Genomic DNA, 11,558 nt, shown 5'->3' on the forward strand with positions numbered 1-11,558 from the left:
AACTGACGGACTGTTGGACGAGCTAACCCTCGTCCACTGTCTGTGCATCAAGGACGTTGACACCGGTAAGGTGTGGTCCTGTGCAGACCATGATGGGTATGTGCCCGTCGAGGAGGGGCTTCGGCTCCTCATGAACGCTGACCTTATCATCGGTCACAACGTCATCAAGTTCGACCTTCCGGCCATCCAGAAGGTCTATCCGTGGTTCGCTTACGACCGGCTCAAGGTCTTCGATACCATCACCATCTCCCGCCTTGTGTGGCCGAAGGACGATCTTCGGGAGCGCGACTTCAAGCTTCAGAAGAAGGGCCAACTCCCCGGCAAGCTCATCGGACGCTACTCGCTTGAGGCTTGGGGTTACCGCTTCGGGAACTACAAGGGTGACTTCAAGGGTCCGTGGCACACATGGACCAAGGAGATGCAGGACTACTGCGAGCAGGACATCGAGGTCACTCATACCCTGTTCAGCAAGATCGAGGCGAAGGAGTGGGCCGAGCGGTCCCTCTGGCTTGAGCATCAGGTGCAGTTCATCATCGCCCGTCAGGAACGCTACGGCTTCCTCTTCGACAGGGCTGGTGCGGCTTCCCTGTATGCCACCCTCGTTCAACGCAAGACCGAGCTACTGGCCGAACTTCAGGACGCCTTCCCTCCGTGGACCGTCGAGACGCTGTTCATCCCGAAGGTCAACAACAAGACCCGAGGCTATGTGAAGGGTGTTCCCTTCATCAAGAAGAAGACGATCCACTTCAACCCCGCCTCCCGTCAGCATATCTCGGGACGGCTGAAGGAGAAGTACGGATGGGAGCCTACCGAGTTCACCGATAACGGTGAGCCGAAGGTGGACGAAGAGGTTCTCAAGCAGCTTCCTTATCCCGAGGCTCAGGTTCTGTCCGAGTACCTCATGGTCGAGAAGCGCCTCGGCCAACTCGCCACCGGCAAGGAGGCATGGCTCAAGCACGTCAAGGCCGATGGACGCATCCACGGCGAGGTGACCACCAACGGTGCAGTCACTGGACGTATGACCCATTCCAAGCCGAACATCGCACAGGTGCCAGGTCTTACTGATAAGAAGACCGGCAAGCCCATGCCTTACGGCAAGGAGTGCCGATCCCTCTTCATCGTCGCCAAGGGCAAGAAGCTGGTCGGCTGCGATGCTGACGCCTTGGAGCTTCGCTGCCTCGCCGGATACATGGCGAAGTATGATGGTGGCGCGTACATCAAGACCGTCCTTGAGGGAAAGAAAGAACTCGGGACGGATATGCACACCGTCAACGCCAAGGCCCTCGGGACAACCCGAGACATCGCTAAGGTGTGGTTCTATGCGTTCATCTACGGTGCCGGTGACTTCAAGCTCGGCACGATCCTCAATGCCCCGAAGGGCAAAGAGATGGAGTGGGGCAAGCGTTCACGCGCCCGCTTCCTGAAGAACCTTCCGGCGCTCAAGACCATCATCGAGAAGGTACAGAAGGCCGTCGCCAAGAAGGGTTTCCTGAAGGGCCTCGACGGTCGCCAACTCCGTGTGCGTTCGTCGCACTCGGCTTTCAACACCCTGCTTCAATCTGCCGGTGCCATCCTCATGAAGGCCGCTCTCGTCATCCTAGACGAGGACCTTCAACAGGCGGGTTATGTCCCCGGTCGGCACTACGAGTTCGTCGCCAACGTGCATGACGAGTTCCAGATCGAAGCCGACGAGGAGATAGCTGACGATGTCGGCAAACGTGCAGTCACTGCAATTATCAAAGCAGGCGAGTTCTTCAACTTCGGTTGCCCGCTCAATGGCAACGCAGACGTTGGGACATCTTGGGCCTCAACTCACTAAGGTCGTCAAGGAGGCGTGGCTTCGCCCCTACTCGACCAAGTCAAACTTCGCCAAGGCCGAAGCGGATTGGATTGCTGCCGCCGCTTCCCTTGGCCTTCTCACCACGAAACTCAGCGAGTTCAGGGTGGGGCGCGTGTGGCGCGTCACTCCTAAAGGCTTGCGCCTACTGTTCCCCGAGGAAAACTAATGATCCGTGCAGAATACATTGACCACATGGGGGATGACCTCGGCATCGTGAATGACGCTCGGGTCTCCTTCGGTAAGCAGAGCGAGTACGAGTACGACCGCATCAACGACACTTGGTATCTGAAGGACGCCGACAAGCGCCTCATCCAGTTCCTCGCCCGAGGTTGCGAGAAGAAGGATTGGGATGCTCAGGTGCAGTGGCTCTACAACGGCAACCTCCCCGAGGGGGACTTGGACGTTGAGGCTGTCCTGAAGTGGGCCAAGCGTCTCCCTGAACACTGGACCCCGTTCGCTCAGACCGCAATCAAGCTGCGGGAGTTCATGCCGATCCCAATTGCCCGCCAACGGTTCAAGCACAAGATCGGAATGGTCGAGAACGAAATCAGTCGCCGCTATGTGGACGACGGGATCGAGTTCTATGAACCAAAGTGGCGCAAGCGGGCCGAGAACAAGAAGCAGGGTTCCGGCGAGGAGTTCGACGCTGCCGGTCAGGCGATGCTCGATGACGAGTATTACTGGCTGATGCAGCAGGCCGAGGCCATGTACGACCGCTTCATCAACATGGGTGTGTGTCCCGAGCAGGCGCGGTTCCTTCTACCTCAGTCGATGATGACGCAGTTCGTCGTCACCGGGAACCTCTACTCGTTCGCGCAGGCGTACATCAAACGCCGCGACAATCACGCTCAGAAAGAAATCCAACTTCTCGCTGCCGAGTGGGACCGGATCATCCGGCCTCTGTTCCCGGTCGCGTGGTCAGCATTGGTGGACTGATATGGAAGAAGATGATTTTGACGATGTTTGGCGTCCTGACGTTCTCTGTCAGCGTACTGACGCCCTCCGCGATCTTGCTGCACAGGTGGACGCGACGAAGGACAAGAAGGCCCGTGAGCTTTTGATCCGCGCAATGGAGCGCGTGGTCGAGCGCCTCACCGATCCCCGAGACAACGTGGCGGAGATTAGCCGTGAAGGATAAGTGGGTCATCATCACGCAACCCAACTGCAAACCCTGCCGCGAGGCGAAGGAGATGCTGTGGGACCGGGACATTCCGTATGCCGAGTTCGACATCACGAAGTCCCCTGACATCAAGTCCTTCATGGTGCAGTCACTGCACAATCCCACGACCCCGCAAGTGTTCCTCAACGGCTACCGTATCGGTGGCCGTGACGAGCTTCGGGAATACTTCCGCAACTTGGAGAACACCGACTGATGGGTAAGCCCACCAAGAAGTCGGAGCCACCGCGCTGTATGTGCGGCAAGCTCCTCATCGAAAGTGATCCCTGCCCCCTCCCGGTCGGCAAGGCTTGCGAGAAACTCCGTAAATGAGAACAGCACTAATCGACGCCGACGTGGTTGCGTACAACGCAGCCTTTGCATGTGAGACGGCGCTTGAGCTTGAGCCGGGATACTGGACGTGGTTCGTCAACGAGGATGAGGTCCGCGCTGCCTTCGATGGTGAGGTGGACCGCATCGTCTCCACGCTCAACTGTGACGACTTCAAGCTCTGCCTCACGGACAGTGAAGGCAACTTTCGGCTCGGCATCCACCGGGACTACAAGGGTGGCCGCAAGTCGATCCGTAAGCCGATCATCCTCAAGCACTTCAAGCAGTGGCTGATTGACGAGCGCGGTGCCCTGTGGCGTCCGACCCTTGAGGGTGACGATGTCATGGGTATCCTTGCCACGCACCCGAAGCTGGTCCCCGGCGAGAAGGTCATCGTGTCCATCGACAAGGATATGAAGACGATCCCCGGTAACGTCATCCGATGGGGAACCGAGGGTGCCGAGGAAGAGTACATCAGCGAGACCTTCGCGGACTACTGGCACCTCTATCAGACCCTCACAGGGGACGTTACGGACGGCTACAAAGGCTGTCCCGGTGTCGGCCCGAAGAACGCCGAGAAGATACTCGCAGAGGCTACCCGAGCGGCTCCTGACGGTGAGCCGATCCTGCCGTACCTGTGGGAAGCGGTTGTCAAGGCTTACGAGAGCAAGGGCCTCAACGAGGATGACGCGATCATCCAAGCCCGTATGGCCCGCATCCTGAGAGCATCGGATTACGACTTCAAGAACAAGCGTCCGATCCTCTGGAACCCGCCTTCCTAATATCCCCCACTCTTACCCTGAAAGAACCTGAAAGGAGAAGTGCAGTGACTGCACCGACCCCTGCCGCTTACCCTGACGACAACCCGAAGTCCGTCTTCGGTCTCGCCAAACCGGGCATCCGGTTCATCCCGCCTTCCGCCTTGATCTTCCTCGGTCAGGCGATGGCGGACGGTGGCCGCAAGTATGGCCTCATGAACTGGCGCGAGAAGCGTGTCTCCACGTCGGTCTATTACGACGCTGGTATGAGGCACCGTATGCGCTTTTGGGATGGCGAGAACGTCGATCCCGATAGCGGCATCCATCACCTCGCTCACTCGATGGCGTGTGACGCAATCGTCCTCGACGCTATGGTTACGGGCAATCTGAACGACGACCGGCCCTTCCCCGGCTCGGTGTCTGAACTCATCCAACAACTGACAAAGATGGAGTAACCCATGCCGGGAATTTCTGAACTCGCTCGCATCGAGGAAGAAGAGGGTCAGCTTCAGCTTGACCTCAACGACAACCCCTTGACCGCTGCGGTGCGTGAGTTCCGCGAGACGTTCGACGCCTCACAGGACCCCGCTCTGTGGGCGACCCTCATCCGTGAGGAAGAGAACGAGGTGGCCGAGGCGTTCGCCAATCTCCTGAAGGAAGTGGCCGACCTCGACTATGTCATGGAGGGTTACGTCCAAGTGGGCGGCAACCTCGATGACCTCGGCACCATGCGGCTCACTCCGCTGGTCCTGTCGTTCGTCTCGCTCCTGCCCCCGCCGATCCGCCTTGAGGCGCTCAATCGTGTCCACACGTCCAACATGAGCAAGCTCGGGGAGGACGGTAAGCCTCTCCGTCGTGAGGACGGAAAGGTTCTGAAGGGTCCGAACTACAAACCCGCCGATCTTTCTGACCTAACGATCATCAAGGACTAATGAGAACACCATCCACTCGGGCCGAGGTAATCGCCCGTCGCACCTACAACAGACCGCTCGATGAGGGCGGTCTTCTTTTTGAGACGTGGGACGACACCATCGCCCGCGTCATCGGTCACCAACGGTGGCTTTGGGAACGCGCTAAGGGCGCACCCTTGGACAAGTATGAAGTTGACGAACTCATTGAGCTTCAGGAACTCATGCTCGCCCGTAAGGCTCTCCCCTCGGGCCGTACCCTCTGGCTCGGTGGAACGGACATCGCCAAGACCCGAGAGGCTTCTCAGTTCAACTGTAGCTTCTCCCGCATCGAGACCGTGCATGACGTGGTCGATGCTATGTGGCTCCTGCTTCAGGGCTGCGGCGTCGGCTTTGAGCCGGTCGTCGGCACCCTCAACGGCTTCTCTAAGCCTGTCCGTATCGAGACCATCAGGTCCGAGAACAGGACCACGAAGGGTGTCGAGCATAACGTCGAGACCTTCACTGTCGAGAACGGTGAGCGTGTGTGGACCATCCGGCTCGGTGATAGTGCCGAGGCGTGGGCCAAGGCTGGCGGGAAGCTTCTCGCCAACAAGCGCCCCGTCGATGTCCTCCGTCTCGACTACCGGGAAATCCGTGCCCCCGGCATCCGGCTCAAAGGCTATGGCTGGATCAGCTCCGGTGACACGACCATCTCGGAAGCTTTCGAGGCTATCGCCACGATCCTGAACCGGAAGGCCGGTCAGCTTCTCACCCGCATCGACATTCTCGACATCGTCAACTGGCTCGGTACGACCCTCTCGTCCCGGCGCTCGGCTGAGATTGCCGTGGTCCCTTACGACGATGCTGAGTGGGAAGAGTTCGCCACCGCGAAGAAGGATCACTGGATCGACAACAAGCAGCGGGCGCAGTCCAACAACTCGCTCCTGTTCTACCGCAAGCCAACCCGCGAGGAACTGAAGGGTATCTTCGACCTCATGCAGGATGCAGGCGGTTCGGAACCCGGCTTCATAAATGCAGTCACTGCACTTAAGCGAGCGCCGTGGTTCAAGGGTGTCAATCCGTGCGCCGAAATCCTTCTCGGTAACAAGTCATTCTGTAACCTAGTCGAGGTCAACCTTGGTGCGTTTAATGGTGATTGGGCTGGTCTCAATCGTGCTGTTTATCTCGTCGCCCGCGCGAACTATCGCCAGACGTGTGTATCCTTCCTCGACGGTGTCCTTCAACGTTCTTGGCACGAACTCAATGAGTTTCTACGTCTCTGCGGCGTGGGCCTCACTGGCATCGTCGCGTGGGAGTTTTGCGATAGTGCAACCCACTTCCGCTCCCTCCGCGTATGGGCGAGGGACGGAGCCTTCAGCATGGCCGATGAACTCGGCCTCCCGCGTCCGAAAGCGGTCACCACGGTCAAACCTTCCGGCACCCTTAGCAAGGTGATGGATACGACCGAGGGTGTCCATAAGCCGCTCGGACGGTTCATCTTCAACAACGTGAGGTTCTCTGAACATGACCCGCTTGTTCCACTTCTTCGGGAAGCTGGTTATCGGACTTTCCGAGACCCTTATGCTTCTGACGCTGTACTGGTTACCTTCCCCGTTGAATACTCAGATGTTGAGTTTGACGAGGTATTGGTTCCTCGGGATGGTTCGGTCGTTAAGGTCGAGGTCAACACTGAGAGTGCCGTCTCGCAGCTAGAGCGTTACAAGCTCCTGATGGAGAACTACGTCGATCATAATTGCTCGATCACGGTGTCCTATTCGCCCGATGAGGTGGACGACATCATCGACTGGATCGACGCGAATTGGGACACCTACGTCGGCGTGAGCTTCATCTATCGGAACGACCCGACGAAGACCGCAGCCGACCTCGGCTATCCCTATCTCCCGCAGGAGGTGGTGACCGAGGAAGTCTTCCGCGAGTACACCGCTGGCCTCAAGCCGGTGGACATCAACGCTGGCAACAGCTTCGATGAACTGTCGGAAGATGGGTGCGCCACCGGAGCTTGCCCGATCCGATAAGTGCAGTCGCTGCACCGGTCGGAATTATCCCCCACTCTTAGCCAAATAGGGAACCCCTCGGTTAAACACTGAGGGGTTTATTACTTCATGGCTCTACCTCCAATTCCTCCGCTGTCCCCTGAGTTGGTGGACGCCCTCGACAAGCGGTTCCCCGAACGCTGCCCCGAAGTCACATGGACCGACCGTGAAGTGTGGCGAAGGGTGGGTCAGCGCGAGGTCGTCCGGCTCCTGATTGAGGAGCTTCGTCGTCAACAAGACAACATTCTAAGGGACAACCGCATTGTGCAAAAGTAGCAACCGCGCCCTCCGTATGCAGATCGCGGAGCAGCAGCGTCAGGCTGAACTCGCCCGTCAGGAAGCCGAGAAGGCACGTAAGGCGCAAGAGAAAATCCAGAAGGAAGCCCTGAACCTTCAGAAGAAGCAGATGGCTTTCCAGAAGCAGCAGGCCGCTTACGTCAAGGAAACCGACGCTAAGATGGCAGAGCTTGCCTCTCGACCCGCTCCCCCGCCCCCGCCTCCCGCCGCTGTCGTTGTGACCGGTGGTTCGGCTGGTATGGCGTCCGCAGAGGACAATTCGCAGGCGGCAGTGGATAGCCGCAAGCGTGGTCGCGCTGCCCTTCGTATCGACCTGAACGCTCCGCAGACGGCGGGCGGAACCGGCCTGAACGTTCCGCGAGGCTAAGTTGGCAAAGCCTGCCTCTACTGCGGCGGGTCGCTATACGCAGCTTCAATCTCTCCGCAGTCCCTACCTTGAACGGGCTAGGGACTGTGCAGAGTTGACCATTCCGTCCCTCATGCCGAGGGCCGGTCACGGAGCAGCGAACGACCTCCCAACCCCGTTTCAGGGCATGGGAGCTAGAGGCGTCAATAACCTAGCCTCCAAGCTTCTCCTCGCCCTTATGCCCCCGAACCAAGCCTTCTTCCGGCTCATGCTGGACGACTTCGCTATCCAACAGCTAACCGGTCAAGACGGTAAGCGAACGGAAGTCGAGAAGGGCCTTGGTCAGATCGAGCGGGCAGTTCAAACCGAAATAGAGACGACCGCAGTTCGTGTGTCGGCTTTCGAGGCGTTCAAGCAACTCCTCGTCGCCGGTAACGTGTGCGTCTATGTGCAGCCCGAAGGTGGACTGAAGGTCTATCGCCTCGACCGTTACGGTGTGAAGCGAGACCCGATGGGTAACGTGCTTGAAGCCATTATCCATGAGAAGGTGTCCCCGCTCGCACTCCCTGAAGAGACCCAACAGAAACTCAAGGAAACCCCGAGGGGTCTTCAGGACAGCGTTGATCTTTACACTTGGATCAAACGCAAAGGCTCACACTTTGAAGTGCATCAGGAAGTCAAAGGCAACATCATCCCCGGCTCTAAGGGGAAGTGGCCTATCGACAAGTCCCCCTTCATCTTCCTCCGTTGGGCGAAGATTGATGGGGAGGATTACGGACGTGGACACGTCGAGGAGTACATCGGTGACCTCCGGTCGCTTGAGGGTCTCCAACGTGCCATCGTTGAGGGAACCGCAGCCTCCGCTAAAATCCTCTTCCTTGTGAACCCGAACGGGGTCACGCAGGAAAGGACCATCAGCGAGGCCCCTAACTGTGCCGTGAGAACGGGCAGTAAGGAGGACGTGGGTGTCCTTCAGGTCGAGAAGTACAACGACTTCCGTGTCGCTCTTGATACCATCAACCGCATCGAGCAACGCCTTGCTCAAGCCTTCCTCCTGACCTCTGCCATTCAGCGTGACGCCGAGCGCGTGACGGCTGAAGAAATCAGGGTCATGGCGAATGAGCTTGAGGACGCCTTGGGTGGCGTCTATTCGATCCTCGCTCAGGAGTTCCAACTCCCCCTCGTCCGTCGCCTCATGCACCAACTGACTGAGGCCGGTCGTCTTCCTCCGCTGCCGCAGGACGTGGTTCGTCCTTCGATCATCACCGGTATGGAAGCCCTCGGACGTGGTCACGATCTTCAGCGCCTCCTCATGTTCGGGGACGTGCTGGACAAGCTCCTCGGTCCCGGCGCTATGGCGAACTACGGCAAGCCCACGAAGGTCATTGCCAAGGCCGCTACGGCTCTGTCCATCGACGCTGGTGACTTCACGAAGACCGAGGACGAACTCGCTGCCGAGGCCAAGCAGGCGCAGCAGCAGGCGATGATTGAGAAGCTCGGCCCCGAGGCAATGCGTCAGGGGCTTCAACAGGAGAAACCCGGTGCCGCGTAAGCCCACCGTAAAAGACCCTAGAGAGACCCCGCAGGCCAAAGTCGAGGAAGCGAAGAGTGCAGTCACTGCACCGGAGCCGACCCCGCCTGCGACCCCTTCACCGCCCGAGAAGAAGGACGAGAGCATCGTCCAGCTTTGGGGCTTCACTCGTATTGACCGATAAGGTTCATGACAGTCACCGTCCAAATGCCCGCAGAGGTAGCTGGACCGAACGCACCGGAGCCGGGGAACAACACCCCGGCTTCTTCGCAACCGGCTCCCTCTAACAACGAACGTCCCTCTTGGCTTCCCGAGAAGTTCAACTCTCCCGAGGACTTCGCCAAGTCTTATGCCGAGCTTGAGAGCAAGCTTGGTTCTCAGTCACAACAGCAACCCGCAGCCCCGGTCAGCGAGGAGCAGGCTACTCAGCAGCTTCAGTCGGCGGGTCTCGATATGGGCGAGTTCCAGAAGGAATACGCTCAAAACGGTTCGCTGTCCGAGGCAAGCTACGCCAAGCTTCAGCAGGCGGGCTTCTCGAAAGACTTCGTCACCGACTTCATCCGTGGACAGGAGGCCCTTGCAGCGCAGGAGGCCGAGGCTGTCTTCAAGGAAGTTGGCGGTGAGCAGGAGTTCCAGAAGGTCGCCGCTTGGGCGCGAGCTAATCTGCCCGCTTCCGAGGTGGAGAGCTTCAACAAGATCGTTGAGACCGCTCCCGTCGATGTCCTCCGGTATGCCGTCCTCGGCCTTCACTCCAAGTACGTGAACGCCAACGGTCAGGAACCGCGCCTTGTGAACGGTCAGCCGGGAACAGGCGTGGAAGGCTTCGCCTCTCGCTACGAGATGGTCGAGGCCATGCGTGACCCTCGCTACAAGAAGGACGAGGCGTACCGCGAAACGGTGACGCGCCGACTGGCCGCGTCCAACTTCTTCTAATCGAAAGGAAACCAATGGAGCTAGTGGACCTCCTCGTCTCAGTATCGTCCCTCTTGCCCGCCTTCGTGGTGGATAATTGGGAGGCTATCGGCGTCATCCTTGTGGCGCTGACTGTGATCGCGGGAGCCGTTGCTCGAATGACCAAGACGGAGACTGACGACAAGGTCGTTGGTGTCGTGTCTCGGGTCATCTCGTTTGTGACGAGGCTCCCTCTCGGTCGCAAGAAGGTTTAAGTATTCGGGAGGGGCTACGGCCCCTTCCTTCCTGTGTGGATGCAATAGCGCCGCCTCTTCTTAGAGGGGCACTTCAGGTGTCACCACGAACAAACACTCGCAACACTTGGCCCTCTGCGGAGGACAACCTTGCGGTCAGCGGTGAGCAGTTCGCGGAAAGCCTAACCAACTTTCTCCACAACTCCTCACAGGAAAATTGAATGTCTGATATTTCTCCGTCCCGCCTTGGTATGATTAACGGAACCGGCGCGGACGACGCTCTGTTTCTGAAGCAGTTCTCGGGCGAGGTTCTCACCTCCTTCACCGAGACGAACGTGATGATGGAGCGCCATTACGTGCGGACCATCACCTCCGGTAAGTCCGCTCAGTTCCCGGCAACGTGGAAGGTCGATAGCTACTACCACACTCCCGGTCAGGAGCTTCAGGGCCAGACCATCAAGCACGGCGAGCGCGTCATCACCATTGACGACCTCCTCGTGTCGCCGGTCTTCATCGCTCAGATTGACGAGGCGAAGAACCACTACGACGTGCGTTCGATCTACACCTCCGAGTGTGGCGCTTCGCTGGCGAACACCGCCGACAAGAACATCCTTCAGATGGCTGTCCTCTCGGCCCGCGCAGAGGCGACCGTCGAGGGCGCTCCCGGTGGCTCCACGATCAACGGTGGTCCTGACCTTGTCACGAACGCCAACGGCGCTCTCCTGAACGCCTTCTTCGCTGCGGCTCAGACGCTGGACGAGAAGGACGTGACCGAGGCTGGCCGCTTCGCTGTCCTGAAGCCCGCTCAGTATTACAAGCTGGTGCTGGACGACAAGGCGATCAACCGCGACTTCACGGCTGGTAACGGTGACGTTCGTTCCGGTAAGGTCTTCGACATCGCCGGTATCGAAATCGTCAAGTCGAACCACGTCCCGACGACCAACATCGTCGCTCCGGTCGGTCAGGTCGGCCCGCGTCCTCTCGGCAAGTATGCTGGCGACTTCACGAACACCCTCGGTGTGGTGATGACGCCTGCCGCTGTCGGTACTGTGAAGTTGCTCGACCTCCAGACGGAGGGTGAGTACCAGATCAGCCGTCAGGGCACCCTCATCGTGGCGAAGTACGCGATGGGTCACGGCATCCTCCGTCCCGAGTGCGCGGTGGAACTGTCCAAGGCTGCGGCCTAATCCACTCTTCTCAAGGGGAGGCTC

14 protein-coding genes are annotated in these 11,558 nt (G+C 58.9%); all 14 read left to right on the forward strand.

The window, feature by feature from the left end:
• Positions 1–130 precede the first annotated feature (130 nt).
• A complete protein-coding gene (locus tag ACS5Q1_RS19735) occupies positions 131–1,819 on the forward strand; it encodes a DNA polymerase (RefSeq protein ID WP_473099775.1) in 1,689 nt (562 codons plus the stop codon).
• 186 nt (positions 1,820–2,005) lie between these two features.
• Positions 2,006–2,776 carry an FAD-dependent thymidylate synthase gene (locus tag ACS5Q1_RS19740; RefSeq protein ID WP_473099776.1) on the forward strand — a complete coding sequence of 257 codons (771 nt, stop codon included), beginning with the start codon at positions 2,006–2,008 and terminating at the stop codon, positions 2,774–2,776.
• Position 2,777: 1 nt separating this feature from the next.
• The gene (locus ACS5Q1_RS19745; RefSeq protein ID WP_473099777.1) at positions 2,778–2,978 is read left to right on the forward strand and encodes a hypothetical protein; all 201 of its coding nucleotides are present in this window, start codon (positions 2,778–2,780) and stop codon (positions 2,976–2,978) included.
• Entirely contained in the window at positions 2,968–3,213 is a 246-nt protein-coding gene (locus ACS5Q1_RS19750; RefSeq protein ID WP_473099778.1) for a glutaredoxin, read from the forward strand. The genes ACS5Q1_RS19745 and ACS5Q1_RS19750 overlap by 11 nt, the downstream gene beginning before the upstream one ends.
• Before the next feature lie 112 nt (positions 3,214–3,325).
• Complete coding sequence (locus ACS5Q1_RS19755; protein ID WP_473099779.1) at positions 3,326–4,108, forward strand: hypothetical protein; 783 nt, start codon at positions 3,326–3,328, stop codon at positions 4,106–4,108.
• A 44-nt stretch (positions 4,109–4,152) separates the two neighbouring features.
• Complete coding sequence (locus ACS5Q1_RS19760) at positions 4,153–4,539, forward strand: dATP/dGTP diphosphohydrolase domain-containing protein (protein WP_473099780.1); 387 nt, start codon at positions 4,153–4,155, stop codon at positions 4,537–4,539.
• Between the two features lie 3 nt (positions 4,540–4,542).
• A complete protein-coding gene (locus ACS5Q1_RS19765; protein ID WP_473099781.1) occupies positions 4,543–5,016 on the forward strand; it encodes a hypothetical protein in 474 nt (157 codons plus the stop codon).
• Positions 5,016–7,010, forward strand: coding sequence for a ribonucleoside-triphosphate reductase, adenosylcobalamin-dependent (gene nrdJ / locus ACS5Q1_RS19770; RefSeq protein WP_473099782.1), 1,995 nt, complete (start codon positions 5,016–5,018; stop codon positions 7,008–7,010). The genes ACS5Q1_RS19765 and nrdJ overlap by 1 nt, the downstream gene beginning before the upstream one ends.
• Before the next feature lie 280 nt (positions 7,011–7,290).
• Complete coding sequence (locus ACS5Q1_RS19775) at positions 7,291–7,692, forward strand: hypothetical protein (protein WP_473099783.1); 402 nt, start codon at positions 7,291–7,293, stop codon at positions 7,690–7,692.
• 1 nt (position 7,693) lies between these two features.
• Positions 7,694–9,223 (forward strand): portal protein, encoded by a 1,530-nt coding sequence (locus ACS5Q1_RS19780; RefSeq protein WP_473099784.1) that lies wholly within the window; start codon positions 7,694–7,696, stop codon positions 9,221–9,223.
• On the forward strand, positions 9,213–9,386 hold the full coding sequence (locus ACS5Q1_RS19785; RefSeq protein ID WP_473099785.1) for a hypothetical protein: 174 nt from the start codon (positions 9,213–9,215) through the stop codon (positions 9,384–9,386). The genes ACS5Q1_RS19780 and ACS5Q1_RS19785 overlap by 11 nt, the downstream gene beginning before the upstream one ends.
• Positions 9,387–9,391: 5 nt before the next feature.
• Positions 9,392–10,135, forward strand: a complete 744-nt coding sequence (locus tag ACS5Q1_RS19790) for a capsid assembly protein (protein ID WP_473099786.1) — start codon at positions 9,392–9,394, stop codon at positions 10,133–10,135.
• Positions 10,136–10,149: 14 nt separating this feature from the next.
• Positions 10,150–10,368, forward strand: a complete 219-nt coding sequence (locus tag ACS5Q1_RS19795) for a hypothetical protein (protein WP_473099787.1) — start codon at positions 10,150–10,152, stop codon at positions 10,366–10,368.
• 200 nt (positions 10,369–10,568) lie between these two features.
• Positions 10,569–11,534, forward strand: a complete 966-nt coding sequence (locus ACS5Q1_RS19800) for a major capsid protein (RefSeq protein WP_473099788.1) — start codon at positions 10,569–10,571, stop codon at positions 11,532–11,534.
• The last annotated feature ends 24 nt before the right edge of the window (positions 11,535–11,558 follow it).

It is taken from the genome of Microvirga sp. GN3 (assembly GCF_055792825.1).